The 26,463-nt window shown below is 48.9% G+C and carries 21 protein-coding genes and 3 tRNA genes; 13 read left to right on the top strand and 11 right to left on the bottom strand.

Going from position 1 to position 26,463, the window contains the following annotated elements; all coding sequences use genetic code 11:
- Positions 1 to 4: 4 nt before the first annotated feature.
- Positions 5 to 460: a V-type ATP synthase subunit K gene (locus tag CRN95_RS08875; protein ID WP_097020649.1), complete on the top strand. Its 456-nt coding sequence runs from the start codon at positions 5 to 7 to the stop codon at positions 458 to 460.
- A 239-nt stretch (positions 461 to 699) separates the two neighbouring features.
- Here CRN95_RS08875 and metK read toward each other — a convergent pair whose 3' ends face one another.
- A complete protein-coding gene (metK, locus tag CRN95_RS08880) occupies positions 700 to 1,893 on the bottom strand; it encodes a methionine adenosyltransferase (RefSeq protein WP_088631264.1) in 1,194 nt (397 codons plus the stop codon).
- Between the two features lie 228 nt (positions 1,894 to 2,121).
- Between metK and CRN95_RS08885 the strand changes: the two genes are divergently transcribed.
- From CRN95_RS08885 to CRN95_RS08905, 5 genes are all read left to right on the top strand, one after another.
- Positions 2,122 to 2,886 carry a Nif3-like dinuclear metal center hexameric protein gene (locus tag CRN95_RS08885; protein ID WP_097020650.1) on the top strand — a complete coding sequence of 255 codons (765 nt, stop codon included), beginning with the start codon at positions 2,122 to 2,124 and terminating at the stop codon, positions 2,884 to 2,886.
- A gap of 137 nt (positions 2,887 to 3,023) precedes the next feature.
- Positions 3,024 to 3,944 (top strand): M23 family metallopeptidase, encoded by a 921-nt coding sequence (locus tag CRN95_RS08890; RefSeq protein ID WP_097020651.1) that lies wholly within the window; start codon positions 3,024 to 3,026, stop codon positions 3,942 to 3,944.
- A 49-nt stretch (positions 3,945 to 3,993) separates the two neighbouring features.
- Positions 3,994 to 5,232, top strand: a complete 1,239-nt coding sequence (locus CRN95_RS08895; RefSeq protein ID WP_097020652.1) for a lamin tail domain-containing protein — start codon at positions 3,994 to 3,996, stop codon at positions 5,230 to 5,232.
- Positions 5,204 to 6,004, top strand: a complete 801-nt coding sequence (locus CRN95_RS08900) for a hypothetical protein (RefSeq protein WP_088631286.1) — start codon at positions 5,204 to 5,206, stop codon at positions 6,002 to 6,004. The genes CRN95_RS08895 and CRN95_RS08900 overlap by 29 nt, the downstream gene beginning before the upstream one ends.
- A gap of 25 nt (positions 6,005 to 6,029) precedes the next feature.
- Positions 6,030 to 6,692: a hypothetical protein gene (locus CRN95_RS08905; RefSeq protein WP_088631260.1), complete on the top strand. Its 663-nt coding sequence runs from the start codon at positions 6,030 to 6,032 to the stop codon at positions 6,690 to 6,692.
- Between the two features lie 125 nt (positions 6,693 to 6,817).
- Here the strand turns inward: CRN95_RS08905 and CRN95_RS08910 are convergent.
- From CRN95_RS08910 to CRN95_RS08940, 7 genes are all read right to left on the bottom strand, one after another.
- Positions 6,818 to 6,893: transfer RNA gene (locus CRN95_RS08910), tRNA-Asp, on the bottom strand.
- A 25-nt stretch (positions 6,894 to 6,918) separates the two neighbouring features.
- A tRNA-Val gene (locus CRN95_RS08915) sits at positions 6,919 to 6,993 on the bottom strand.
- Between the two features lie 6 nt (positions 6,994 to 6,999).
- Complete coding sequence (locus CRN95_RS08920) at positions 7,000 to 7,191, bottom strand: hypothetical protein (RefSeq protein WP_097020653.1); 192 nt, start codon at positions 7,189 to 7,191, stop codon at positions 7,000 to 7,002.
- Between the two features lie 312 nt (positions 7,192 to 7,503).
- A tRNA-Asp gene (locus CRN95_RS08925) sits at positions 7,504 to 7,579 on the bottom strand.
- Positions 7,580 to 7,670: 91 nt separating this feature from the next.
- Positions 7,671 to 9,947 carry an HD family phosphohydrolase gene (locus tag CRN95_RS08930; protein ID WP_097020654.1) on the bottom strand — a complete coding sequence of 759 codons (2,277 nt, stop codon included), beginning with the start codon at positions 9,945 to 9,947 and terminating at the stop codon, positions 7,671 to 7,673.
- An 11-nt stretch (positions 9,948 to 9,958) separates the two neighbouring features.
- Positions 9,959 to 10,762: a PhoH family protein gene (locus tag CRN95_RS08935; protein ID WP_235002964.1), complete on the bottom strand. Its 804-nt coding sequence runs from the start codon at positions 10,760 to 10,762 to the stop codon at positions 9,959 to 9,961.
- 148 nt (positions 10,763 to 10,910) lie between these two features.
- Entirely contained in the window at positions 10,911 to 11,267 is a 357-nt protein-coding gene (locus CRN95_RS08940; protein WP_088631256.1) for a hypothetical protein, read from the bottom strand.
- 82 nt (positions 11,268 to 11,349) lie between these two features.
- On the opposite strand from CRN95_RS08940, the gene CRN95_RS08945 reads away from it, so the two are divergent.
- From CRN95_RS08945 to CRN95_RS08965, 5 genes are all read left to right on the top strand, one after another.
- Entirely contained in the window at positions 11,350 to 12,726 is a 1,377-nt protein-coding gene (locus CRN95_RS08945; protein ID WP_097020655.1) for a Xaa-Pro peptidase family protein, read from the top strand.
- A gap of 50 nt (positions 12,727 to 12,776) precedes the next feature.
- Entirely contained in the window at positions 12,777 to 16,202 is a 3,426-nt protein-coding gene (locus CRN95_RS08950) for an MFS transporter (protein WP_097020656.1), read from the top strand.
- The gene (locus CRN95_RS08955) at positions 16,203 to 17,120 is read left to right on the top strand and encodes a hypothetical protein (RefSeq protein ID WP_097020657.1); all 918 of its coding nucleotides are present in this window, start codon (positions 16,203 to 16,205) and stop codon (positions 17,118 to 17,120) included.
- A 113-nt stretch (positions 17,121 to 17,233) separates the two neighbouring features.
- Complete coding sequence (locus CRN95_RS08960; protein WP_235002965.1) at positions 17,234 to 19,555, top strand: DUF6055 domain-containing protein; 2,322 nt, start codon at positions 17,234 to 17,236, stop codon at positions 19,553 to 19,555.
- A 161-nt stretch (positions 19,556 to 19,716) separates the two neighbouring features.
- Positions 19,717 to 20,793: a sialate O-acetylesterase gene (locus CRN95_RS08965; protein WP_097020659.1), complete on the top strand. Its 1,077-nt coding sequence runs from the start codon at positions 19,717 to 19,719 to the stop codon at positions 20,791 to 20,793.
- Between the two features lie 121 nt (positions 20,794 to 20,914).
- Here CRN95_RS08965 and CRN95_RS08970 read toward each other — a convergent pair whose 3' ends face one another.
- Positions 20,915 to 22,300, bottom strand: coding sequence for a TrpB-like pyridoxal phosphate-dependent enzyme (locus CRN95_RS08970; protein WP_097020660.1), 1,386 nt, complete (start codon positions 22,298 to 22,300; stop codon positions 20,915 to 20,917).
- Positions 22,301 to 22,679: 379 nt separating this feature from the next.
- Here CRN95_RS08970 and tgt point away from each other — a divergent pair, with 379 nt between their 5' ends.
- Positions 22,680 to 23,822 (top strand): tRNA guanosine(34) transglycosylase Tgt, encoded by a 1,143-nt coding sequence (tgt, locus tag CRN95_RS08980; protein ID WP_097020662.1) that lies wholly within the window; start codon positions 22,680 to 22,682, stop codon positions 23,820 to 23,822.
- Positions 23,823 to 23,910: 88 nt separating this feature from the next.
- Here tgt and CRN95_RS08985 read toward each other — a convergent pair whose 3' ends face one another.
- On the bottom strand, positions 23,911 to 24,714 hold the full coding sequence (locus tag CRN95_RS08985; RefSeq protein WP_088631248.1) for an Rpn family recombination-promoting nuclease/putative transposase: 804 nt from the start codon (positions 24,712 to 24,714) through the stop codon (positions 23,911 to 23,913).
- A gap of 223 nt (positions 24,715 to 24,937) precedes the next feature.
- Here CRN95_RS08985 and CRN95_RS08990 point away from each other — a divergent pair, with 223 nt between their 5' ends.
- Positions 24,938 to 25,231 (top strand): HigA family addiction module antitoxin, encoded by a 294-nt coding sequence (locus tag CRN95_RS08990; protein WP_088631247.1) that lies wholly within the window; start codon positions 24,938 to 24,940, stop codon positions 25,229 to 25,231.
- 28 nt (positions 25,232 to 25,259) lie between these two features.
- On the opposite strand, the gene CRN95_RS08995 is transcribed toward CRN95_RS08990, so the two are convergent.
- Entirely contained in the window at positions 25,260 to 26,450 is a 1,191-nt protein-coding gene (locus CRN95_RS08995; RefSeq protein WP_097020663.1) for a GIY-YIG nuclease family protein, read from the bottom strand.
- Between the last annotated feature and the right edge of the window lie 13 nt (positions 26,451 to 26,463).

A 26,463-nucleotide genomic window follows, 5' to 3' on the forward strand; every position in this document is an offset into this window, starting at 1 on the left:
ACTTATGGATCAATCACAACTTTTAACGCTCGCAAAGCTCGGTGCGGTGGCGGCTCTTGGCCTTGCCGCGGTGGGCTCTGCGCTGGGCTGCGGGACTGCCGGCATGGCGGCCATCGGTGCCTGGAAAAAGGCGTATCTCAAGGGTAAGAACGCGCTCTTTACGCTGCTCATCTTCGTGGGTGCGCCGATTGCGCAGACGATTTACGGCATGCTCCTGATGATGTTCATTTTGAACAAGTCGCAGGCAAATCCTGGCAACTGGGCTGCTTACCTTGGCGTAGGCATCTTCGGTGGCATCGGCATGATGGCTAGCGCCTGGTACGTGGGTAAGTCCGCTGCTGACGCTTGCAACGCCCTCGGCGAAACAGGCAAGGGCCTCGTGAACTACCTCATGGTGCTCGGCGTGGGCGAAACGGTCGCGCTGTTCGTCATGGTGTTCTCCATGATGCTGGTGTCGTAGCCGTGTCATCCTGAGCGTGGTTTGCTTCGACAAGGCTCAGCACAGGCTTAAGCTCACCAACCTTATTAAGGTCCCTGAGCAAGCGAAGCGCGTCGAAGGGCGGAGTCGAAGGATCTTTGAATACAAAAGAAGACTGCTTAACGGCAGTCTTTTTTGTGTTTGAAATAAACTAAAAAATGACGGATTTTCATCCGTCATTTTTGCTAAATGCTTTATGTCGCAAGTTTGGAGAGGCTTGATTATACCGCTTCAGCAGCCTTCTTCAAAGCTTCGGCCTTGTCGGTCTTTTCCCACGTGAAGCGGGCGCCGGTACGGCCAAAGTGACCGAGGGCGGCGGTAGCGACGTAACCCGGCTTGCGGAGGTCGAGCATCTTTTCGATGCCGGCCGGAGAGAGGTCGAAGTTCTGTGCGACAATAGCTTCGATCTTGCGGTCGTCGATCTTGCCAGTGCCAAACGTGTTCACGAGCACGGAAACCGGCTTGGAGTAGCCGATAGCGTAGGCGAGCTGCACTTCGCAACGGTAGGCGAGGCCTGCTGCGACAATGTTCTTAGCGACATAGCGTGCTGCGTATGCAGCGCTGCGGTCGACCTTGGACGGGTCCTTGCCGCTGAATGCGCCACCACCATGACGGCCCATGCCGCCGTAGGTGTCGACGATGATCTTACGACCAGTAAGGCCGCAGTCGCCGTGCGGGCCACCAACAACGAACTTGCCAGTCGGGTTCACGAGGTAACGGGTCTTCTTGTCCAAGAGCTTGGCCGGAATGACCTTCTTGATGAGCTTTTCGATGATTTCCTTTTCAATCACGGAATGCTTGAGTTCCTTGCCGTTCACCTTTTCGTCGTGCTGGGTGGAGATGACGACGGTATCAACGCGGACCGGCTTGTCATTTTCGTCGTATTCGACGGTGACCTGGGACTTGGCATCCGGACGGAGCCACTTGATCTTGCCCTTTTCACGGAGGTTCTGGATTTCTTCCATGAGCTTGTGGGCGAGGCTGATCGGGAGCGGCATGAGTTCCTTGGTTTCCTTGACGGCGTAACCAAACATCATGCCCTGGTCGCCAGCACCCTGCTTGTCGTCTTCCTTGCCTTCGGCAGCCTTGGCATCAACGCCCTGGGCGATATCCGGAGACTGCTTGTCCATAGCAACGAGCACTGCGCAGCCCTTATAATCGAACTGGAGGTCCGGGTTCACGTAGCCGATGTTCTTGATGGTGTTGCGTGCAATTTCCTGGAAATCAACAACAGCCTTGGTTGTAATTTCACCAGAGATAACGACGAGACCGGTGTTCACGAGCGTTTCGCAAGCGACGCGGCTTTTCGGGTCCTGGGCGAGGCAGGCGTCAAGAATGGAGTCGGAAATCTGGTCGGCAACCTTATCCGGGTGGCCTTTAGAAACGGATTCAGAGGTAAAAAGATAATGTGCCATTGGGGCTCCTATAATTTTTATTTTCTTTCTATGCGTAAATTTAGTTAAATGCATAGATTGTGGCAACGAGAAAATGCTCCGGATGGCTTTTTTATGACCAAAAACGCACTTTTGTGTTGTAAATAAAAATTATGTATCTATATTTTCTATAGCTAATTATAGAGAGTTGGATGGTGGAGAGCTAATTCTGGCGTGGTGCTGGGATGTTTTGTTCAACAAGGAGAATGTATGGATCTGCCTTTTATGACTGCATGGCTTGATGACCTGCTCGACCCAAAATCCTTTAATGACTTTTGTGTGAATGGCCTTTGCGTTGAAGCGAACGACAAGGTGACCAAAATCGTGACTGGCGTGAGCTTGCGCGACCAGTTGATTGATGCCGCCATCGCCGAAAAAGCGGACTGCATCATCGTTCATCATCCGAATGGTTTTTGGAAGGGCGAGTCCCAGCTCCCGGTTGGCAAGTTCGCAGAACGCCTCCGTAAGCTTATGAACAACGGAATTTCCGTGTTCGGTTTCCATTTGCCGCTCGATGGCCATCGTGAAATTGGCAATAACGCCGTCATTGCAAAGCTGCTTGGCTTGAACCCGATTCATGAGTTTGTGCATGTCGGTATGCGTGCTATTGGCGTGATTGCCGAATGGAATACGCCTGCAACAAGGGAAGAATTTGTGGATTGCCTGGATACGGCTTTTGTCCATGGCGTGCAGAACAAGTTCTTCTATGGTCCCGAAGAAATCAAGCGCGTTGCCATTTGCAGTGGTAGTTGCAGTGTGTCTGACATCAAGGAAGCTATGGAAATGAACTGCGATGCTTACGTTACGGGTAGCATCAAGGAAGAAGTTCCCATATTCTGTCAGGAAAACGGGGTGAACCTTGTATCGTGCGGGCACCACAGAACCGAAATCTTTGGGGTGAGTGCGCTTGCGACTAAAATTCAGGCAGAACTCAGCATTCCGTCGAAATTTATCGATTTTGACAACCCAATTTAGGATGATGTGCTTTCAAGCGTGTTAAATGGCGTGTGGCTTGTTACAAAAACCATGCAAATTTCTATATATGGTTTGTAATAAAAAAATAGGGATAAAACCTTTGAATTTTTCGTGCCATTTATTTACATTATCCACTGATGAATTTTGTTAAGGCATCCATACACTTTCAGAAGTCATCACGGGCTCTAACCGTGAAGGTGCCTTCTTTTATTCTCCGCGGTTCGCTTTTTGTGCGAGTCGCCGTTGTTATTGGTTTTATTCTTTTCCTTGTTCAGGTGCTCTCTACGTCCGTCTATGATGGCGTGTTGAGGCATGCATTCTCTAGCCGTCAGAAGCTGAACAAGGAGCTTTCGCAAATCCAGAGCACTGTGGATTATATTTCCAGCACGTCTAAGGATTTCTTTAAGGCTGAAAAAATGCTCCACGCTAAGCTCGGACTCCCGTTACCGGACGAAGCTTCTCGCAAGCTCTCTACGGGTGGCCATATCGAGCCGAATGTACAGCTTTTGCGCAAGACCTCCCCGGTGTTCGAACGTACCGCCAAGATGCACGAAGATGTTTGGCGCATTTTTGGACAAATCCAGAACAACGAAGAATCTTTTAATTCTCTGACTAAGTATATCGATCAGAGCCGTTCTGTTTTACGCTACATTCCGTCGATTTCTCCGACAAATGGTCGTTATGCTTCTGCTTTTGGTCCGCGTATCCATCCTGTGACGGGTGAAGTCGGCAAGATGCATCAGGGCATCGATATCTCTAACGACCGTTGGACTCCGATTTATGCGCCGGCGGATGGCGTTGTTGAAATTTCCCAGTTGAGTTCCTCTTTTGGGAATTTTGTAGTCCTGAATCACGGCAATGGCCTCAAGACCCGTTATGGGCACATGCAGATGTCGGCCGTGACTCCGGGCGAGTTCGTACATCGTTACCAAATTCTTGGCTATATGGGTAATACTGGTCGTTCCGTTGGCCCGCACCTCCACTATGAGGTCTGGAAAAACGGCGTCCCAGTGAACCCTCTTCCTTATATTCTCCCTAACGACTATGAAGTCGACTAATCCTCGCTAGCGTTATTACGCATGGTGGGTGCGCCCAGGGGAGGGTGCAATGAATAATTATGGTGTTGTGCCGGCGGTGAGCTTGGCGCTTTTTTCGTGGGCATTATCATGCCCGGTGTTTACTGAATTCTATTCGGACCCGAAAGATGTTTCGGACCAGGAGGGCGAGTACGTCGAAATTCGCATGGACGATTTTCGAGCAGAATCGCTTTATGTGCAATTTGAATCCAAGGCGGTGATGGCTTTTGCATGGCCGGAGGCGGAACGCTTTGTGCTTGTGCATGACACGGCAAAGTGTACGGCTGAGGCTTTACAGGGTGCGTCGCAAGATCTGTCGCAAGAACTGCCGCGGGCGAGTGTCGCATGTGGTTCGCTTGGGAAAATCTCGCTCCCGAATTCACGAGAGTCTGTGTGGAAGGTCTGGGCGGGAACATGCAATGATTCTGTGACTGTTCCACGTCCTAAGCCGGGGAAGGTTATTCAACGTGTAGGGCTGACGGACAAATGGGAGTTCGTTGACGCGTCTAAGGCGGTGTCGGTGCAGGAGAGTGCTGATTCACTTTTGAAGAATTTGTTGACTGCAGGAACCTCCCTGTTGCGGGTGACGGAAGTGCATCATTGTCCTGAAGAGCCTATGCCGGAATGGGTGGAACTCTACAATTCGAGTGAATATCCGCTCCCGCTAGAATCTTTCCGCTTTTGTGATCGCGGAGGCGCTTTGGGAATGTCGGGCGATTCGATTCGGCCGTACCAAGCGGTGCTTGTGAGCAAGGATACATCGTCTCTGCGGACTGCACTCAACATTCCCGATATTCGAATGATTCAGGTGTCGCTTGGCTTTTTGAATAACACAGAAGGTATGCTCCGGCTTTGCTATCGGGATAGCGTGATTGATAGCGTTTATTGGAAAAAGGGAACGGTATCGTGCCCGTCTGGATTTAATCCGCTCTCGATGCGGCGTGAGTTTACGCCCGGGTATTTGTCTAAAAATGCGCGGAACGTGTCATTGGTTGGGGATGCGGCAAAAGCGCCTGTTGTGTACAAACTATCTTCTCGTGTAGTTTCAAAAAAAGGTTCTCCGCTTCGAGTGCTTGTGGAATCAGAATACAATGTTACGCTTTCGCTTTTGGATTCTGCGGGGCGTCGTGTGTGGAAATCCGTGGTCTCTGCATTGTCTAATGAGTGGGTGAAGGTCCCGGTGCAGGAATATCTTGGAATTGGCGCCGCTTATGTTTCGTTGTCTGTGGGGGAGTATGAGGATGTGGTCGGTATTCTTGTTCGCCCGTAGGTTTGCTTGTGCGTACATGTACGCTTGGCTTTGTATGGGCTTTATTTTACTTTGTTGCTTGTTGATGGCGCCGGGGCGAGCCTTGGCTGCGGAGGGGCGTGCTTCGTTTGCGTCTTTGCTCGCGGGAGGGCTTTCTCCTGTTGGTCTTGGCGGCTACAATTCGACTCCTGCACGGTATGCAATCCCATCGTATGGAGTCTCTTATTATTGGCTAGACGATGTTGTAGAGTCATCTTGGAATTTGTCTCTTGAATTTGGGAGCGATGCATATCGCGTGAGTGCTTTTGTCGATTACGAGACGATGGATTCGCTGTATCGCAATTTGTATTCAGAAATATCTTATGCAAAAACGTGGCCGCATTTTGCGCTTGGGATGAGCTATGGGCTTGGTCTAGAGTGGATTCCTGGCGATGCGCTTTGGGCACGACACCGATTCAAGTGGGCGGGGACCTTTAATTGGCGACAAGTCTATCTGGCGGGGATGCTCGGTGGCTTTACAGACGAGGGCATTTTACCTGCTGTAGGCGTTCATTGGATCTCGGATGAAGCAGTTTCTGCCTTTGCGGAATACGATTTCGACTACTTGTATGCTGGGGCGAGTTTTCGCTGGAAATTTGTGGAGCTCAGCTCGTCTTACCGATTCCCGGACTTTGCCGTGGCTCTACAGATTTCATTCCGTGGCGCTCATTGCGGGGCCTCATATGCTCGAGGATTTAAGCACAATTCGATAGGCTGGAATAGCGTTCAAGTTACACGATGGCTAAAAAAATGATGGAGGAAAAAGCTAAATTTGGAGCATGAAAAAATTCCTTCTTCTCCTGATTGCTTTATCTGTATTTTCCATGGCTGAACCGGCCGAAAAAGGCGAGTCTACGGATGCTCAGGTCTTGTCCGAAGAAGGAACGTTGCGAGATTCTACGATTACGGTGTATATTCATCCGTTGAACTTTATGGTGCCGTATTCGCACTTTTGGGGCGGCATTAACGTTCCGAACGGCATTACGGAATATCCGCAGTTTTACCTGACGCTGGAATGGAAGCTGATGGAGAAGATCTCTTTGATCTCGACTCCGCATTATGTGCGTGTGGACCGTACTGAAGATGACAATGATGGCTACACGATTTACGATATCGGTTTGCAGGAAAGTTTTCGTCTGTATGGCGTTGGCGGCAAGCGCTGGCGCTATTTCCAGGCGGGAATGATTGTGGATCATTTAAGTATCGATACGGGACTGCATGGGGACTTTAACGGCTGGCTTTGGGGCTTTATGCTCAATGGCGGCGTTAAGAAGGTCCTGAACGGCGGGGAAGGTTTCTTTGGACGTTTCGCCGTGTTCCTCGATGCCGGATTCGGTTATACATGGACTAGTAAATTTGATGCGGATCGCAAGGGAGCCTTCTTTAAGATGGATAAGGGCCTTGTCATCGATATCAACGCCGCTATCGGATTCCAGATATAATTGAAATGTAACTGGATCCTTCGTGGCTTCGCCACTCAGGATGACGGCGAAGGCGTTCGCTAGGATGACGGCGAAGGCGTGTGCTCAACAAACGAAAAGTCCTCTCTTTCGAGAGGACTTTATCGCGGGATAGACGAGGCTTGAACTCGCAACCTCCGGCGTGACAGGCCGGTGCTCTAACCAAAATTGAGCTACCACCCCAAAATCGTATCCGATTCTTCGGTAGTGGACGATAACGGATTCGAACCGCTGACATTCTGCTTGTAAGGCAGACGCTCTGAACCAGCTGAGCTAATCGTCCAAATAATTACTTGTCTTTATCTTTACCGTTGAAGAGAATTCCGAGAGGAATAATCACAACGTAAGCTATCGTCAAGATAATTGGTGCAACAGAAAGGCTTACCGGATTATCTGTAGGACCTGTGCCCAAGCAAATAAAGCCAATAATGAGTAGTAAAATGCCAATACCGATAAGAATAAGATTCTTTTTGTTCAACATTTTCTACAACCTCGAGTTACGAGCCAAATATACAAATATTAAAAGTCTTGTCAACCGGAAATGTTTTTTTTGCGAAAAAAAAGTGAAATTTTTATGTGAGTGAGGAGAATGTTACTGAATCCTTCCGCCTACGGCGTCAGGATGACGCTGGGGCGTAGCCACTCTGGATGACTGTAAGAAGGGGCGCTCTAGATGATGTTGAGAGGTGGCTTCATAAAACGAAAAGACCTCCCTTTCGAGAGGAACAGGTTTTGTTTGTTTCGCTATCGCAAAACAAACGAAAAGCGCTTCTCAAAGAGAAGCGCTTTTTCGCGGGATAGACGAGGCTTGAACTCGCAACCTCCGGCGTGACAGGCCGGTGCTCTAACCAAAATTGAGCTACCACCCCAGTGGTTTGATTCAGTCTTTCAACCGAACGAACCAAATATAAAAAGAATTAATCCTTGTGTCAAGGGATTGTTGCGTTTTTTTTGAAAAAACTATCTCTGACCTGGGTATTTGACGCGGGTATGGTATGTTCCATCGAGACTGTGGAGGAACGCTTCTTCGAGCTTGGAAAGTTCCTTTACAGACAAATTGCTTTCGTTGAACTGACCGTCCATGAACTTGTCAAGAATCGTCTTGTGGATCATGGATTCGAGAGCTTCAGAGGAAGTGTCTGCCATGGAGCGGCTTGTCGCTTCGATGACGTCGGCGAGCATGAGGATTGCTGTTTCCATGCTCTGCGGGCGCGGACCCTTGTAGCGGAAATCTTCTTCCTTGACTTCTTTGCCAGTTTCCTTGGCAAGTTCTGTAGCCTTGTGGTGGAAGAACTGGATAAGCGTTGTGCCGTGGTGTTCCTGGATGCCTGTAGCAACGAGTTCAGGAATCTTGTATTCCTTGGCAAGCAGCATGCCCTGCGAAACGTGACCGGTCAAAATCTTGACGGACTGGTACGGATCGAGGTTGTTATGCGGGTTTACGCCTTGCTTCTGGTTTTCGGTGAAGTATTCGGGACGCATCGTCTTGCCGAGGTCGTGGTAAAGAGCCATCACGCGGACGAGGAGCGAATTTGCGCCAATGCTTTCGGCCACGCTTTCGGCGAGGTTTGAAACCTGGATGCTGTGGTGGAACGTGCCCGGTGCAAGTTCAGAAATGCGCTTGAGGGCCGGGCGGTTGAAGTCCGACATTTCCATGAGCGTAAGCACGGTCGTAATGCTGAAGACTTTCTCGACGACGTGGATCAAGAGCACGGAGGCGACTGCGGTAAAGATGATGATGTTTGCACTTGCGGCGATGAGAGTCTGGTAGAATGTCGCGAAGTGGAAACGGTTGCGGAGGAGCAACATGATGCTGATTGAAGCTGCCGCTGCAACGACACCTGCAATCATGCTCCAGGCAAACTGCACACGGTAGCGCATACGGAAGAGCGGGGTAATTACAGCGATATTCACAAGCAGGCTTGTGAGAGTTGCTGCAAGGTCGTAGCCGTTCAAAATGCCGTAGAAACCTGCGGAGAATGTTGCAAAAGCAAGGCCCATTCGAGCGTCATAAAGCACGACTGCAATCACGGGTGTAAACGTAATCGGGTAGAGCCACATGAAGTCGATGGCATCGGGGAGGATGCTTTCGGGGCGGCTAAGTGTTCCTGAAAGGTTATGGATGATCCAGAACGCGAGGAGCTGGAGCACGGTGAGGAACACGAGACTCCACAACTGGCGGGGTGTCTTGAACATGGTGCGTGTCGGCGTATAGAGCCAGAACATGATGAGGAGCGTGATGATGATGACAAAGACGAGCACGTTACCGTACGGGGCCGTGAGCATCTTTGAGTTCTCTTCGTTCTGCTGGGCTTGCTGAAGTGCGTCAATTTTTTCAAGAATTTCCTTGGTGATCGGAGCGCCTTGCGTCACGATTTCCATGCCACGCGGGACCATGCCCTTGATAAGCGTAACCTTGTTGCTTGCGTCGAGCTTGCGGGCTTCGGTTTCTTTTTCGAGATAGAAAACGTTTGGGCTTGTGAAGACGTAAAGCGCTTCGTAGAAGGCGCTCTGTAAACCTTGTTCGGCGGAGAAAGAATTTTGCAGTTGGCCAAAGGCTTCTTCGATGCGGCGCTGCATGGGCTGGATTTCGCTGATTTCAAGTGTGCTTTCTTCGTTGTCCTTGATGAGCGAAATGTTCGGCTTGTTGTAGATGAGGTTCTTGATCTGCTTGATGTTGTAGCTGTTGCAGAACAGGCTGACTTCAGTTTCCGTCTTGGCGAGGAGCGTGTTCGAAACACCTTTCTGCATCATCTGGTAGAACACGGACATCAAGGAATCACGGGCGATGGAATTCGTGCTGAGCGGCTTGATGGCGGTAATGGAAAGCCTCTGCTTCAACTGGTCGTAGATGCTCGACGCTTCCTTGATTTTTTCTTGCATGGAGGCGCTTCCGTCATCCTTGCTGCTGCTGATGACGGCCTGCATCTTGCCGTACTGTTCGAGCTTTTTGAGGTACTGTTCCAGTTCACGCAGCTGGCGCGTGGTTTCGTCGGCGTTGAATTCAAAAATGGCGTTAATCTTGTCGGCGGCTCGAGCTTTTTCGTTCTGGATTTCCTGTTCGGTCTTCGGAACTTCGAACTTGAACGGGGCGACAATCGTCCTTGTACTGAGCTGGCCTAAGTGCGGGCGCTCGGCGCGGAGGGCAATATTCTTGTCCGGGAATAAGAGAATGGCAATGAGGATTAAGATAACCCAGCCAATAAATAAATGAATCTTTTTCTCTTTCTTGTTCATTTAATACTCTTCTATTTTTTTTGCTCGTTCTGTTCGTAAGCTAGCAAAATGTCTTTGACTAGATGATGACGAAGAACGTCGGTAGCGCTAAATTCGACTTCAGCGATCCCCCGAATCCCCTGGAGAATTTTCATCGCATGTTCGAGACCGGACGTTTGCCCTTTGGCGAGGTCAATTTGGCTTGTGTCGCCTGTGATAATGGCCTTGCTATGGGGACCGAGTCGGGTGAGGAACATTTTCATCTGGGCGATAGTCGTGTTTTGGGCTTCGTCCAAAATGATGAAGGCGCGTTTGAGTGTGCGACCGCGCATATAGGCGAGGGGTGCCACTTCGATGGCGCCCGTTTCTTCGTAACGCTTGAGCTTCTCAGCTGGCAAAAGCTCGGAGAGGCTGTCGTGAATGGGTCGAAGGTAGGGTGCAATCTTTTCTTTGAGGTCGCCGGGCAGGTAACCGAGCGATTCGCCGGCTTCGACGGCGGGGCGCACGAGGCAGATGCGTTCGGCTTCGCCGCGTTCAAGGCTTGCAACGGCAAGTGTTACGGCAAGGAAAGTCTTGCCTGTGCCTGCGGGGCCCTTTGCAAAAATGATGTCGTTTTTTTCGACTGCCTTGACCAGTTCCGCCTGAGCGGGCGTCTTTGCAGAGACGCTGATACCGAACCTGTTCCTAAAGACGGGGCTATCGGGGATGAGCTCGGTGTAGCTCGTTTCCGATGCTTCCTTAGGGCCGAGCATGCGGTCGAGTTGGGTGGCATCTAAAATTTCGCCGTTGCGTGCGGCGATTTTAAGCTGGTCGAGAACAGCCAGCAGGCCTGACAAGTCGGCTCCTTCCTGGGGAACTAGGTCTAGACCCGGAAGACGGGTGCGTATTTCAACGCAAAAACGGCTCTCCAGTAATCGGAAAACCGTTTCACGTTCGCCTGAAATAACGCGTTTCAGGTTGTCAGACAGTGAGTAATGCCTTATACTACTCTTCATCTGTAGAAGGTTGCTGAACCGGGAGACCAAGCTTGGTCCTTGCGTCGAAGATTTCCTTGCGGAGCTTGTGGTTGTCTTCGTTAGCGGCGGCCGCTTCGTCCTGAGTCTTCTTCAGAGTCTTTTCGTTGATGACTTCCTTAGGCGGTTCCTTCTTTGCCGGAGTAGCCGGCTTGGCGGATTCAGCCTGGTTTTCGTTGTAACCTGTGTAAGAAGAGGATTCAGAGGTAGATTCGTTGCTTCCCGTGTAGCCTGTATCGCTGCTGCTAGAGTTAGAAGAACCTGCGCAAGCTGTGAAAAGTGCTACAGAAACAGAGGCGAGAACTAATTTCCATTTTTTAAGAGACATTATTAAGCTCCATTCTAGTCTTTGATGGCTAAAATATATATAGTTGTGGCAGAAAAAATGTTAAAAAAGGTAAAAATTGACTATGCAAGCACGTAAAAATGACGTCCAGACCTATTCTCAGGTCTTTTTATCGTCCAAAAATTACGATTCCAAGAAAATTTATGCGAAAAGACGCAAGTCTTTGATGGAAAAGCTTGACTCTTTTTGCGTTTTTGCAGGTATGATCGTTGAACCGGGGGGCGAGGAAGCCTTTGTTCAAACTTGGACCCGCTTTGTGCAGGACCCTGCGTTTCTGTATTTGACTGGCGTGAACCAGGCGGGCTGCTATCTGGTGCTGGATCCGCGTGCCATGCGTTCGACGCTCTTTGTCCCGCGCAAGGACCCGTTCAAGGAATTCTGGAACGGCAAGCGCCTTGGTTTTGTGGATGGCGAAAATGTTGTCGCCCGTTTGACGGGCGTCGAGGAAGTTCGACCGATTGACGAACTATGGGATTTTGTCGAGTCGCTTGCGAAGAAATATGCGAATGGCAAAAATGCGGTAGACCACGCTTATGCTTTCTATTACGAGAAGTTCAAGGGCGATCACAACGAAAAGCTCAAGAACGATCTGAAGAAGGTGCTCCGCCCTTATAAGTTGAACGTCAAGAGCTGTGCTGACATGCATTTTGAAGACCGCCTGGTGCTGGAACCGGAGCGCATCGATGATGCCCGCGTGGCGCAGCAGATTACGGATGAAGCGTTCCGCGCACTGTTGCCCGAGATGAAGAACATGAAGACCGAGCGTGATGTGGCTTTGTTCCTCAATTACGAGATGCAGCGCCGTGGCGATGGCGACCTTGCGTTTCCGACGATTATTGCGGGTGGCAAGAATGCTTGTTGCTTGCATTACGTGAAGAACGACGAGCCTTTGCGCGATGGCGAACTTGTTCTCTTTGACTTTGGTGTGCGGTTCGGGACGCTCCACAGCGACATCTCGCGCACCATTCCTGTAAATGGCAAGTTTGACCCACTTCAAAAAATGTTGTACGAAATTGTGCTTGAGTCTGCGAAGGTGTACCAGCGCGTGGTACGTCCGGGAGTTGCTCTCAAGGAAATTGGCATGATTTGCTGGGAGTTCATTATGATGGAACTCGACCGCCGCCTTGTAAAGGGGGCGAAGGGGAGTTTTAAGCTTCTGTACGATAAGAGGCCGCATGGGGTGAGCCACTTTATCGGGGAACATATCCACGAAGGCGACCCGGGTTCCCGTTCTTTGGATGTGGTGTTAAAACCGGGAATGTTAATTTCTTGTGAGCCAGGACTTTACGGCGATTTTACGGCGACAATTGACGGCAAGCGCTACCGCGAAAGTATCGGCATCCGCATCGAAGATGATTTAATTATTACAAAAAGCGGTTTTGAAAATATTTCGGAGCATATTCCGCGTACAGTTGAGGAGATTGAGGCGCTCATGAAGTGATTTTTCTATCTTTGAGCAAAAGGACATTTTGCAAAAAAAGGGTTTTGTAAATGTGGAAAGTTAAAGGTTCTATAAGATTCTTCTTATCTATCCTTGCAACAACTTTTGTTCAGGCGGGTGTGTTTATTTACGCCCAGAAAATTCTGTCGGGATCGTTCTTTGCCAAAGACGGTATCATCTGGCAGAACTTCATGCTCCAAATCTTCTTCCTCGCGCCATACGTGTTGATGGTGTTCTTTGCGGGGTTCTTCACCAATAAGTTCTCAAAGAACAAGGTGATGGCTTGGTCGTCACTCATGATGACGCTATTTGTGATAGCGCAGTCTGTGCTTGTGACGATCGATTACCCGCGAGTCGCATTCTGGCTCTCCATTGGGCTGAGCTGCGGTTTTGCCATCCACAGTGCGGCGAAGTACGCCATTATCAAGGAAATGTTCGGCGTTAGGAATTTGAGCTACGCGAACGCATTTCTCCAGATATTCAGTATTAGCGGTATCATCGCGGCATCCTGGCTTGCGATTGTCGGCGTGAACCTGATTAACCTCGATCAGCTCGTTTCTTACGAAGCCGTGCGTCGCATTACGGAAAAGTCCGTCGTGATTCCGTGGATTTTGACCGCGGTGAGCGTGCTTGGTACGGTCGCAAACTTCATGATTCCGCGCGTGAAGTTCGAAGACTTGAATGTGAGCATTGATAAGGTCAAGCGCCACTTGAGTCTCGGTTTCCGCGTGCCGACGCTCCGTGCGTCCATCATCGCCCTTTCGATGTTCTGGGCTTTGGCTCAGGTGTTCGTGTTGACCTACCAGGACGTGTCCGGTTCTTCGACCGTGAACATGATGCAGGACTACATGTCGTTTGCGATTGTGGGTCTCATGGTCGGAACGATTGTGGCTGCGCACTTCTCCAAAGACTTTATTGAATCTGGTTTTGTGCCGCTTGGCATGTTTGGTGCCTCGATCTGCATGTTCCTCGTGCCGTTCCTTGTACATCCGGTTGCACTTGTGCTTCTTTACTCCTTGACCGGTTTCTTTGGCGGTCTCATCTTGGTGCCGGTGAATGCGCTTTTGCAGTATAACACGCGTCCGAACAACTCCGGTTCCGTGATTGCTCTTGCGAACTTGATCCAGGCTGTGGTGCTTGTGGCGTTCCTGTTCGTGTTCACGATGATGGTCCGCAACACCGATGTCCGTCCGCAGAATTACTTCATTGGCCTTGCCGTGATTTCTGTGGGTGTGTTCGTCTGGTCGATTTCCAACTTGCCGCAGGCGATGCTGCGTACGCTTTTACGTTTTGTGTTCAGCCGTTATAGAATCCGCGTGTTGAACGTGCAGAACATCCCGAACGAAGGCCCGATTCTCTTGGTCGGTAACCACCACAGCTTTATTGACTGGGCTATGGTGCAGATGGCATCTCCGCGTCCGCTTTGCATTGCAAGCAACAAGGACCATTTCGACAAGTGGTACTTGCGCGCCGTGCTCAAGCGCTTGGGCATGATCCGCATCGATAATCGCAATCCCAAGGTTGCGATGGATAAGATTCATGCCGCCCTCCTCGCAGGTAAGGCTGTCGTGATTTTCCCGTCGGGCGAAGTTTCCAAGTCTCCGCACGTGGAACCGTTTACGATTGACTATTCCTCTGCAGTCGATGGCACGAAGGCTCAGGTAATTCCGTTCTACATCCAGGGCTTGTGGGGCTCTAACTATAGCTATAGCTCCTCGAACATGTTCGGTGCTTCGGCTGAACGTTCTGTGACGGTTGCTTTTGGTGAAGCTCTCCCTGCCAATACACCGCCTAATGAAATCCGTGCCATTATCCGCCGCATCTCGATTGACGCTTGGAACTACGCTGTTTCGTTTGTGCATCCGATTGCAGATAGCTGGATCCGCACTTACAAGAAGTATGTGAAGAACGGCCCTGCTATTTATAGCCCGGATGGTGCTCACTTCTCGGGTTACAAGCTGATGGGTGCTGTGATGGCGTTCCGCGGCTACCTCAAGAAGACGCTTGGCAAGAACGAACAGAACGTGGGTATTATGCTCCCGCCGAGCCCTGCTGGCGTGATTGTGAACCTCGCTCTTTGGGTGATTGGCAAGACGAATGTGAACTTGAACTACACGTCTTCTGTCGAAAACGTGAAGTTCTGCTGCGATCGCGCTGAATGCTCGACTGTGATTACGAGCCGCCAGTTTGTGCAAAAGCTGAAAGGCCGTGGTAACGATTACTCGCAGATTGCTTCGGACAAGGTGCGCTTGCTCTATGCCGAAGATATCATGAAGGAAATCCCGAAGGCAAAGATTGCTGCTTTCCTTGTGCTTTGCATCCTCATGCCGAGCTGGCTTATTCGCCTTGTGTTTGTGAAACATCGCAACATGGACGACAATGCTGTGATTGTGTTTAGCTCTGGCTCTGAAGGTACGCCGAAGGGTGTGGAACTTACGCAGCGCAACTTGATGGGCAACATCCAGCAGCTTGCTTGCATTTTGAATGTGAGCCGTGGCGACGTGATGCTCTCGGAACTCCCGCTGTTCCATAGCTTTGGTCTTACGGTGACGACGCTCTTGAACCTCACGGAAGGCTGCCCGATTGTAGCTGTGGCTGACCCGACCGACGTGAAGACGATGTCTCGCGTTTGTGCGGAATTCCAGGTGACGTTCTTGGTGGCAACACCGACGTTCCTCCGTGCCTTTACGGTAAGCCGCTATGTGCACCCGTTGATGTTTAAGTCTGTGCGTATTATTATCGCTGGTGCCGAGGCTCTCCGTCCGGAACTTGCAACGGCATTCCGCCTCAAGTTCGGTAAGGAAATTTACGAAGGTTACGGCTGTACGGAAACGGCTCCGGTGGCATCGGTCAATACCGAAAATACGTTGTTCGATGACTATACCACGTTGCAGGTGAACAACAAGCCGGGTACGGTGGGTCCTGCGCTCCCGGGTACGCAGTTCTTGATTGTCGACCCTGAAACAAACGAACCGCTCCCGACTGGTGAAGCGGGCATGATTCTCATTGGCGGTTGCCAGGTGATGAAGGGCTACCTCAAGGACGAAGATCGCACGAAGAGTGTGATTGTCCAGAAGGATGGCATTCGCTATTACCGCACGGGTGACAAGGGCTATCTCGATGAAGATGGTTTCCTCACGATTGTGGACCGTTACAGCCGCTTTGCTAAGCTCGGCGGTGAAATGATTAGCCTTGGCGCTGTCGAAAAGAAGATTCAGGATACGCCTGTGTTGCAGGGCTGCGATTACGTTGTTACGGCAATCCCAGATGCCACGAAGGGCGAAAAGATCGTTCTTTTGTACCAGGGCGAAAAGGATCCGAAGGACGTGCTCTCGGAATTGCGTGCAAGCGGCATGCCGCCTCTCATGCTCCCGTCCGCTGCGTTTAACGTTGACGTGATGCCGAAGCTTGGTTCTGGCAAGGCTGACTTTGTGACCGCAAAGAAGATGGCAAAGGAACTGGTGGAGAAAAAGTAAATGAAGAGTCTTACATCTGTACGTACTGCGCGTTTGGTTGCATCGCTGATTGCAATCCTTGGAATGTTCTGTTTTGCAGTCGAACGCGCGCTTACGAAGGTTTGCCTTATGGCAAAAGATGGCGTGCAGATGGGGCTTAACCGTTATTCCAATTCGTTCACAGGGCGTTTTGCGGCTGAGAATTTTTCGGATGACAAAAAGCTTTTGGATGTTTTACGTCAGGCAAAGGACTTGTTGCCGGTGGCAGATGAAGCCTTGCTTGTTCTTTTCATCTTGAGCATTGTTCTTTTTATCGTTGCTGCGTTTGGGCTTGCTTTTCCGAAGCAGTTTTGCCACATGCTCGTTGCAACGAAGCTCCTCAAGTGGCAAGACGGAATTGTGTTGCAGGACATGAAGCTTTCGGGAACTCCGTCAGAAGGACCTCGCATTTCTGACAAACTTAAGGAACTTTGCGGAAAAATTGCGGCTGCGGCGAAAAAAGTTCAACTGAAGTACTGGGTTTTTATCGGTTGTTCGCTTGCGTTTGTGCTTGTGCTCGTCTTTGGCGTGCGCGGTTGCTCAACGCCGAGCGTTTTCGGTGGATCGCAGGCGGTGTCCGAAGATTTGACCGGGCAGACTTTGTACTATATCCAGGCGCAAAAGTCTTTCTTTGCAAAGACAAACAAGGTGGGTGGGCCGAAATCGCTCCAGATGCCGGATTCTTTAGTGTCTGATTACTTTACGTATCGCGTGACGGGCGGAAAGTTTACGGCAACGCTGAACAAGAAAGTCAAGGATTGCCCTGCTGGTAGCCGCTGGTCGGTAAGTGCCTCAACTAAGGGTATTTTCACCTTGGACTTGGTGCTTTATCGCTCCGCTCCCAAAGACACCAATTGCGTGTTTATTTCGCCTGATTTCAAAAATCTCGGAAGAAAGTAATCTCATATGGGTTGTCCCTAGACAACAATTTGCTAGTTGGTTCTTGCGCTTGAGGGGGCGAGAATATATATTAGTAATACCTAGAATGTTCTAAGGTGTTGATGGGTGGTGGTATGAAATTTACGCAGATAGTCTGTGCTATGGCCGTTGCGTCGTTTGCCGACGTGACTTGGGTCCCGCAGTGTGAAGATAATGGCTTTACGCTGATTCGTTCTTCGGAACATTTTGAAGTTTGCAAAAAGCCAAAGACCGATGATGGTGCGGCGAATAATGTTTCAATCTCGACTTCTGATGCCGAGGGTGTGCTCCAGTCGCTAGAAAAGGTGTATTCGTTCTACATCGATTCGCTCGGCTGGATGTTGCCGTTCCCGAAAAGTTCGGACAGGAAACTCAAAAGCAATATTTATGTGTTTGAAACATTGCCGTCCTTGTACGGTGGTCAGGATTATGTGAAGGCTTTGAATGGCGAGTATGGGCCTGGCATGTGGATTGGAGTCGGGGCGCTCAAGGATTATTGGGGAACATCGCACGAGTTCGCGCATGGTTTGCAAGGCGTGGCTGGTTGGCTCGGGAACAATAGCCACTCGGGGTGGATGGCGGAATCGCATGCGAACTGGATGGCGCATCAGTACAATCCGAATGATGCTCATTGCTCTGAATATCTGATTAACTTTCCGTACTTGTATTATGGCTCCACGCGAGACCGCTATTGCAATTGGCAGTTCCTGGAACATTTGAAAGAAGAATTTGGTGGCGGCAATAAAGGCGCGCACGAGGTCAATCGCATCTGGATGGAATCGATTCGTGATGGCGAAGACGGGCGCATGGAACAGACTCCGTTTAGTGCGATGATGATGGTTTACGGTTGGTCGCTCGAAGAACTGAATAATCAGTTCGGCAAGTTTGCGATGAAGAATGCAACGCTTGAATACGCTCCGGCAAAAAAGAGTTTGTACAAAAAATCCTATGGCGATTATGAATTTAAGACGCGTCGTGACGCAAGCTGGGGCGACAACTACCGCAGACATTCTCGCGTGACCATGCTGAACAAGATGAAATGCGAAAGTTCCGAGAATTCGGATGGGAATGTCGCGGCCGAGAATTGCGCGGACCGTTACATTTCGCCGAGTTACTGGGCTCCGCAGCGCTGGGGCTATAACTTGGTGCGCATTTATCCGGATTCGGCGGGGAAGGTGACGGTCAAGTTCCGTGGAATTGTGCAGGAAAAGCCGACGGTCAATGGCTATACTTGCTTTGGCGATAATACGGACTATTACAAGGGTAAAACTTATAAATGGTGCAATTATGCACCTGATAAATTGCCGGATCCTGCGTCGGGTTGGACGGTTGGCTTGGTTGCGGAAGGTGCTGATGGCACGCCGCGTTACAGCGAAATGAAACATGGTACAGGATTCAATCTTGAAATCGAAACGAAGGCGAATGATAAGGCTTTGTGGCTTGCGGTAACGGCGACTCCGACCGAAATGCAGACGATTCTTTGGGACCAGTTCTATTACAGCATTTATCGCTATCCGTACATGATTGAAGTTGTGAACGGCGCGCCTGAAGGTTATACGAAAGATTTCTGGAAGCCTGCTGGATTTAATGGAACGACTGTTTCTGGATATGCGCAACATAGTAATGGCGGTGGTTGGGTCAGCAACAAGGCGAAGGTCGCTGCTACGGCTTATGTGGGGCCTGATGCGGTTGTGAATGGCGGTACTGTTTCGGGGAATGCCCGCATTGAAGATTTTGCCGTCGTGAATGGCGGAACCATTAGCGGGAACGCCGTGGTGCGCGGACGCGCTCTTGTGACTGCAGGCTCGATTGGCGATGACGCTATGCTTGAAGAAGACGCTTGGCTTGTGAGCGGGACGATTAGCGGTAAAGCTAAAGTCGGTGCGCTTTCGATTATCGTGAATAGTACTGTGACTGATAACGCTCAAGTTTACGGCGTAATGTGGGCGGTTTCTGGCAAAAAGCTGAGCGGAACGGCGCAGTTGCGCGGAGACCTTGAAAACAATTTTGACAAGGAAATTACGAAAGGCGTATTCTACGGCATGGTCAATACCGACATGCTGAATAATGCGAACTTTGGCGCAAATCTCACGACGCCACCAACGGATGCTACAGCAAACATTGAAAATGCCAAATGGTACGCCGTTGCGGATGATTCCACGCAGACAGATCCGGGGCATACAACGGGTATTGCTTCTAAGGTGCTGGCGCTACAGTTGAGTGATGTAAATGAAAACTTTGATGTGTTTGATTTGAATGGAAAACATCTCGGTTTTGCGAAAGTAACACCCTCTGAATGGAATGCGCTTGGCAACAAATCTTTACAAAAAACGCTTCGTGCATCAGGATTCAACGCTGGAATGTATATTGTTCGTGCAAAACGTTCGCATCGTATGATTCGTGTAAATGTGCGTTAAATGCTTGATATTGCATAGATTGAGTAAACACATTAAACCCTTGCAGTTTTGCAATAAAATAAAAATAGGAAACCTCGAAACGGGGTTTCTTTTTTGTTATAATTAAAGATAAGGGTTGTATAACTTGTCACGTTAGTGACAGCTTTTTGTTTGGAGGACAAATGCTAAAAAAAATCCTTAAGTCCGTTGTTGTTACAAGTGCCGTACTCGGTGCGGCAAGTTTTGCACAGGATCCGAACTTGCATATTTATCTTGCTTACGGGCAGTCGAACATGTCCGGGCAGGCTTCGATTACAGATTCGGACCGTCAAACGAATCCGCGTTTCTTGGTGTTACGTGCAGGGAATCATTCCAACCAGAAAGTTGGTGAATTTTATCCGGCGGCACCTCCCATGGGTCATAGCGGTTCCAAGGTCGGCATTGTTGACTTCTTTGGTCGCAAAATGATCAAGGAACTCCCGGACAGCATCACGGTGGCGGTCGCGAATGTGGCAATTGGCGGGCAGAGCATTGATCTATTCGATAAGGACCGTAATGCAGCTTATGTGCAGAATGCCAAGAACAAAAACGATACATGGTGGATTCAGTATCTGAATGAATACGGTGGCGATGTGCACAAGCGCATTGTCGAAATGGGTAAAATTGCAAAGCAAAAGGGCGTCATCAAGGGTTTCCTTTTCCATCAGGGTGAAGCGGATTACCAGATGAAGGACTGGCCCGAACGCGTCAAGAAGGTTTATGACCAGTTCATTGAAGAACTGGAGCTGGATCCGGAAAAGACTCCGATTCTCATTGGAGAACTTGCTCCGACTGGCGATTTGGGCTGGCGCAATGAAGCGGTAAAACAAGCGGCTGACTTAATTCCGAATGGTCATCTGATTTCGGCTCAGGGTTGCCCTGCAATTAAGGAACCCAGCTATACGTTGCATTTCTCTCGCGAAGGCTACCAGACGTTTGGTGAACGCTATGCGGAAAAAATGCTTGAAATTCTTAAATCGCAGGAACCAGCTCCGGATTCCTCTAAAGCTGATTCCTCGAAGGTCGTGCCTTCTGATTCGACAGGGAGTGATTCTACATCATCGGATAGTACAAACGCTATTCACAGTTCGGCTGTTGCACGTGCTGTGGAATCGCATTTGCCGAGGCTGTTCTATGATGTTCGCGAACATAGTTTGTTTGTGTGTTTCAAGAAAAATGGAGTAGAACATCGCTACCGCTTGACCGGGCGGAAAAAATAGAATTGACGTGATTGTAAAATGAAAAACGTCCAGCGAGTGCTGGGCGTTTTTGCTTAGAATCCTGGATCCTTCGCGGAGTTTACCCCGGACTTGTTCCGGGGCTCAGGATGACAATTGCGGATTAGCCTTCGACCTTCGGAAGCTGGGCGAGGCTCTTGGCGATGTCTTCATCCGTCGGGATGTAGTCGCTCATTTCGCCGTCGTTGAACTTCTGGTAAGCAACCATGTCGAAGTAACCCGTGCCGGTAAGACCGAACACGATGTTCTTTGCCTGACCGGATTCCTTGCACTTGAGAGCTTCGTCGATTGTTGCGCGAATGGCGTGGCTGGATTCCGGAGCCGGGAGGATACCTTCGGTCTGGGCGAAGAGCTTTGCGGCTTCGAAGACCTTAGTTTGTTCGACAGACGTTGCACGCATGAGACCCTGATCGTAAAGTTCAGAGAGGATACTGCTCATGCCGTGGTAGCGGAGGCCACCAGCGTGGTTTGCAGACGGGATGAAGCTAGAACCGAGCGTGTACATCTTGGCGAGCGGGCAGACCTTACCGGTGTCGCAGAAGTCGTAAGCGTACTTACCGCGAGTGAAGCTCGGACAGCTTGCCGGTTCCACAGCGAGAATATCGTAGTCGGCTTCGCCACGGAGCTTTTCACCAACGAACGGGCTAATAAGGCCACCGAGGTTAGAACCACCGCCAGCGCAACCAATGATGAGGTCGGCCTTCACGCCGATCTTGTCGAGTGCAGCCTTCGTTTCGAGACCGATGACGGACTGGTGGAGGAGCACCTGGTTCAGCACGGAACCGAGAACGTAGCGGTAACCCGGCTGCTTCACAGCGGCTTCCACAGCTTCAGAAATGGCGCAGCCAAGGCTACCCGTGGTGCCCGGAAATTCGGCGTTGATCTTGCGGCCGATGTCGGTCGTCATGGACGGGGACGGGGTGACGGATGCACCGTAGGTGCGCATCACTTCGCGGCGGAACGGCTTCTGTTCGTAAGAAACTTTCACCATGTAAACCTGGCAGTCCAGTCCGAAGAAAGCGCTGGACATCGAAAGTGCGGTACCCCACTGGCCAGCACCCGTTTCGGTCGTCACGCCCTTGAGGCCCTGCTTCTTAGCGTAGTAGGCCTGAGCGATAGCGGAGTTGAGCTTGTGAGAACCCGAAGTGTTGTTGCCTTCGAACTTGTAGTAGATGTGTGCCGGAGTGCCGAGCGCCTGTTCGAGGAAGTAAGCGCGAACGAGCGGAGACGGACGGTACATCTTATAGAACGTGCGGATGTCTTCCGGAATTTCGATGTAAGCGGTATCGTTATCGAGTTCCTGCTTGATGAGTTCATCGCAGAAAACTGGCTGCAGGTCTTCGAAAGTCACCGGCTTGCCGGTACCCGGGTTCAGAAGCGGAGCGGGCTTCTTCTTCATATCGGCACGGACGTTGTACCATGCCTTCGGGAGTTCATCTTCGTGGAGGTAAGTCTTGACCTGACCATCGATCTTGAGCGAGTTTCTCATATAGTATCCTTTAATTTTGTGTAACCGCATCCAATTATATTAAATCGAATTTGCGTTGACAACAGCACTTGTGCAAAATGACCAATGTATATGATTAACCTTGATTGGCGGTGGTGCTTTCTTGAAATTTTAAAATTTTTTAATATATTGTTTTTATCACCATCATAAACATTAGGAGCTCCTATGGCCATTGACCACAATCTCTTAACGGGACAGTTTCGTCCTCTTGGCGAAAACAAAATTGAGCATACCCTTTCTGCAAGCCAGAAGGTTTTGCCTACACATACGGGGAAAAGCGCAGTGCGCCATTTGACCCCGCGAAACCGAAAGCCGAAACTCGAAAAGTCGTAACGGCGAGAAGATTTCTATTTTTGGTTTCGTGAACGAAAATCCTTTTGAACTGTTAAAGAAATCTGCAAAGTCCAAGGCGCGTCTTGGCGTTATCCATACGGCGCATGGCGATGTGACGACACCTGTTTTTATGCCTGTAGGCACAGCCGCGACGGTCAAGGGGCTTACGAGCCGCGACATCCGCGAAATTGATGCAGAAATCATCTTGGCGAATACGTACCACCTCTATTTGCGACCGGGCACAAAGCTCATTGCTGAGGCGGGTGGCGTGCAAAAGTTCATGAGCTGGAACAAGCCGATGCTTACTGACAGCGGCGGTTTTCAGGTGTGGAGTTTAAAGCAGTTCCGAAAGATTACCGAAAAGGGCGTCCAGTTCAAGAGTTTGCTGGATGGTTCTCGTCATTTGTTCACGCCGGCGTGCGTGATGAATGCGCAACGTGAAATCGGTGCGGATATCATCATGGCGTTTGATGAATGTACGCCGTACCCGAGCACGGTTGATGAGGCCGAAAAGTCGCTTGCGCTCACGCTCAAGTGGACGCGCGAGGCGAAGGAATGGCTTTTGGCAAATCCGCCGATTCACGGCTATCCGCAGTTCTTCTTTGGAATTGTGCAAGGTGGCATGCACAAGGAATTGCGACAGAAGTCTATCGAGGCGCTCAAGGAAATTGAGCCGGATGGTTATGCGATGGGCGGGCTTTCTGTAGGCGAACCTGTCGAGACGATGTATGAAATCGCAGACTTTTGTACAAACTTATTGCCCGAAGACCGTGCCCGCTATGTGATGGGCGTGGGAACTCCGTGGAATTTGTTAGAACTGGTGAAACGTGGTGTGGATATGTGCGACTGCATTTTGCCTGCGAAGAATGCACAGGATGGATTAGTTTATACGAGCCGAGGCGTGCTCCGCTACAAGGGCGCGAAATTTGCGCACCAACACGATTTGCCGCTCGACCCGAACTGCGATTGCTATTGCTGCCGTAACTATAGCCGTGCGTATTTGCGCCATCTGTTCAAGGAAAAGGAACCGCTTGGCTGGACGCTTGCGGCGATTCACAATTTGCATTTCTACATCCACTTAATGAAGTCCGTGAAAGCTCATATCGCAGACGATACTTTTGAAGATTGGGCGGACGAGCAAATTCGCATGTTGCAGGAAAATGCGGAATAAAAGGGCGTAAAAAAGCACAAAACTTTAAAAAGCTTTGTGCGTTCAACTATGAAATGCGATGAATTAGGTTGGGCTTGCAGTTATTTGCCTACAAGGCCTTGATTTCTTCGATAGTAAATCCGGTCTGCTTAGAGATAATGTCCAAAGAAACACCATCGTCGCGAAAACCCTTTGCCATCGCTTTTTTCTCTTCGAATGCCTTAGCCTCGGCTTCCTTTCTTCCTTCTTCCTTGCTTTCGTGAAGATCAAATTCGTAAGTCATATACTTATTCCTTATGAAAGTATCGGTCTTGTAAAAGGACACCTGGTTGTTGATGGTTTCGGTTTCGCGAGAGTCCACATTGTTTGTTGCAAAGTACTTCATGTATGCCTTGACGACAGGATCTGTGAATTCCTCGTATTTTCTAAATATATAATAATTCTTGAAGGTGAGGTCATTTAATGTAATGTTGAAATCCTCCTTTGCCCTGTTCTCAAAATGGTAAACAGGGAATCCTCCGCCAAAAATGTCTACGGGGCATAGAAAGATAATATATTGTTCTCTGAGACTTGTGTAAAAATCTCCTTTGGAGAGGGCTACACCGTCGCCGACACTTTGGTAATACCGAGCCCTTTGCGGGAGTTCTTTGGTATCGACCATTTGCATCTCTAAATCAAAAGAACGGATGGCTTCTCCGTTTTCGTTTGTTTCGCGGGCAAAAACATCGTAACGGACTCCCTTGTGTTCTGCGTCGTAACTTAGGACAGCTTCTGGGATTGGTGTTTCAAGATGGTCAATTTTGATGCCTAGTAAATGCTCGATGAAGGGCTGCGCGATATGTTTGTTACTAAACACGAGTCCGAACATGATTGGGTCAGTGATGTCAAGTTCGTCAAAAGATTTTATGCTCATAAATTCGCCTTTAATTGTTTCGGGAGTCGTAATATATACGTGCAAATTTGGGAAAAGCTGTTTCCTGTAAATTTTGCAAACAACCGTTATCAAAATGCTTCATTTTGCCAACTGTTGATAGCAAATGTGTTTGTAACAAAGTATTGAAGATGTACTCTTGTTGTGGTGATCGTGTTGAATTGCGCCCTCTTAACGAGTTCACATGAAATAGGTTATAGTGTGTATGAAGCATATTGAAACACTGACAATCGGGAAAATTCTTGACGAAGAATTCTTTACTCCCATGGGTTTGTCTGCGGATAAGGTTGCTAAGGCAATCAATGTTCCGGTTTCAATGATTCAGGATATCCTTCATGACCGTAGGAGAATTACGGTTGATACATCCTTAAAGCAAGCCAAGTTCTTTGGCGTTTCCGACAACTATTTTATTTCTTTGCAAGATGATATCGATATCCGTAATTTGAAAGTTGAATTGGCAGAAGAACTGGGTAAAATCATGGCGATTGTAGCTGCCTAGATGGGATATTGGGATGATATATCCTTTCCTAATCTAATGAGCGTAATTCGATGTTCTTGTGTTTTTTGAATTCTTTTATGACATCATTCCAAGATTCATGTGTGTGTTTAGGGCTGTAAATGACAAAACAGCGAATGTCGGGAAAAGTTTTGGCAAATAGAGAAATGTTTTCGTTCAAATGAAAGAGAATTTCTTGTATACTTGGAATTTTCTTCCGTAAAATTTCGAATTGTTTAAGAATAAAGCTTGGATTCCAAGTGAAAATATTGTTATATTGATCTTTGAAGAACATGCTAGTTTGATCTTTATCCCAAATCCAATACCAGTCAAAATCTATAATATCATTTGTTTTTTTAGTTAGACATAAATCTTTATCAGTGAGTTGATTCTCAAAATTGGCTAGCCAATTTAGTTTATTAGCTACATCATTGATTTGAATGAAATTTGACTCATTAAGAATATATTTACAAAAGGGATCGTTTATGGCATTTTGCATTCCATAGGCAAAAGATCCCATAGTGTGTTTTGCAAAATAATCAAATCCAGATAAATCGTTTAGATAAATTGGTTCCTTGCAAATAAATCGAGTTCCTTTTAACGAATAATCGGGTCCATGCATGGATTTGGTAAATGTTATTTCTTCTATTTGAGTGTATTCCCATAAAAAGAAGTCTTTTTTCTTGTGACCTTGCTGCTTTATTCCAACGATCAAATAAATCTTTTGGCCTTTCAATTTTAAACAATCTCTTTTTTGTGAGACTAGGGAATACGAATCTTCGTTGATATTGTAAAAAAAAGTATCTTCTCCGGGTAGATGGTTTAATGCGTTAAAATTATGGTATTGAACATAGCAACATTTTTCAGAAGAATTTTCTTTTCGAGGCCACATCCTGTCCGGACTTGGCGGACACATCATTCTATTGTATTCGGGTTGCAACTCGTCAATTTTTGCGTATTCGTTTTCTGTTAGGCTTTCTCTATCGCATTCTAGAAGAACTTCAAATTTAAAATTCCCATAGGTTCCAGGTTGTGAAATCTGTTGGGTCAGACCGTATTTACAGAATGCTCTGCGGAGCGGATTTTCCTCATCAATATTTTTGATTTTATCAAGTGATTGTGTATGCTGCTTCCAACGGTTGGAAATATTGATAGACTGGCCAATGTAGCTTTTGCCATTAACCAAGTTTGTGATTTTATAAATTCCGCAGATTGATTTCATGGATTTCAAATTA

Origin of the sequence: Fibrobacter sp. UWB16, from assembly GCF_900215325.1 — a bacterium.
Lineage (GTDB): Bacteria > Fibrobacterota > Fibrobacteria > Fibrobacterales > Fibrobacteraceae > Fibrobacter.

What these genes read in the sequence shown, in the direction of transcription:
- CRN95_RS08930 (WP_097020654.1), bottom strand. Translation starts at nt 9,947, where the DNA reads ATGAACAAGAAAGAGAAAAAGATTCATTTATTTATTGGCTGGGTTATC.
- CRN95_RS08990 (WP_088631247.1), top strand. Translation starts at nt 24,938, where the DNA reads ATGAAGCATATTGAAACACTGACAATCGGGAAAATTCTTGACGAAGAA.
- metK (WP_088631264.1), bottom strand. Translation starts at nt 1,893, where the DNA reads ATGGCACATTATCTTTTTACCTCTGAATCCGTTTCTAAAGGCCACCCG.
- CRN95_RS08895 (WP_097020652.1), top strand. Translation starts at nt 3,994, where the DNA reads ATGAATAATTATGGTGTTGTGCCGGCGGTGAGCTTGGCGCTTTTTTCG.
- CRN95_RS08965 (WP_097020659.1), top strand. Translation starts at nt 19,717, where the DNA reads ATGCTAAAAAAAATCCTTAAGTCCGTTGTTGTTACAAGTGCCGTACTC.
- CRN95_RS08960 (WP_235002965.1), top strand. Translation starts at nt 17,234, where the DNA reads ATGAAATTTACGCAGATAGTCTGTGCTATGGCCGTTGCGTCGTTTGCC.
- CRN95_RS08890 (WP_097020651.1), top strand. Translation starts at nt 3,024, where the DNA reads ATGAATTTTGTTAAGGCATCCATACACTTTCAGAAGTCATCACGGGCT.
- CRN95_RS08995 (WP_097020663.1), bottom strand. Translation starts at nt 26,450, where the DNA reads ATGAAATCAATCTGCGGAATTTATAAAATCACAAACTTGGTTAATGGC.
- CRN95_RS08985 (WP_088631248.1), bottom strand. Translation starts at nt 24,714, where the DNA reads ATGAGCATAAAATCTTTTGACGAACTTGACATCACTGACCCAATCATG.
- CRN95_RS08900 (WP_088631286.1), top strand. Translation starts at nt 5,204, where the DNA reads ATGTGGTCGGTATTCTTGTTCGCCCGTAGGTTTGCTTGTGCGTACATG.
- CRN95_RS08955 (WP_097020657.1), top strand. Translation starts at nt 16,203, where the DNA reads ATGAAGAGTCTTACATCTGTACGTACTGCGCGTTTGGTTGCATCGCTG.
- CRN95_RS08970 (WP_097020660.1), bottom strand. Translation starts at nt 22,300, where the DNA reads ATGAGAAACTCGCTCAAGATCGATGGTCAGGTCAAGACTTACCTCCAC.
- CRN95_RS08920 (WP_097020653.1), bottom strand. Translation starts at nt 7,191, where the DNA reads ATGTTGAACAAAAAGAATCTTATTCTTATCGGTATTGGCATTTTACTA.
- CRN95_RS08940 (WP_088631256.1), bottom strand. Translation starts at nt 11,267, where the DNA reads ATGTCTCTTAAAAAATGGAAATTAGTTCTCGCCTCTGTTTCTGTAGCA.
- CRN95_RS08875 (WP_097020649.1), top strand. Translation starts at nt 5, where the DNA reads ATGGATCAATCACAACTTTTAACGCTCGCAAAGCTCGGTGCGGTGGCG.
- CRN95_RS08905 (WP_088631260.1), top strand. Translation starts at nt 6,030, where the DNA reads ATGAAAAAATTCCTTCTTCTCCTGATTGCTTTATCTGTATTTTCCATG.
- CRN95_RS08885 (WP_097020650.1), top strand. Translation starts at nt 2,122, where the DNA reads ATGGATCTGCCTTTTATGACTGCATGGCTTGATGACCTGCTCGACCCA.
- CRN95_RS08950 (WP_097020656.1), top strand. Translation starts at nt 12,777, where the DNA reads ATGTGGAAAGTTAAAGGTTCTATAAGATTCTTCTTATCTATCCTTGCA.
- CRN95_RS08945 (WP_097020655.1), top strand. Translation starts at nt 11,350, where the DNA reads ATGCAAGCACGTAAAAATGACGTCCAGACCTATTCTCAGGTCTTTTTA.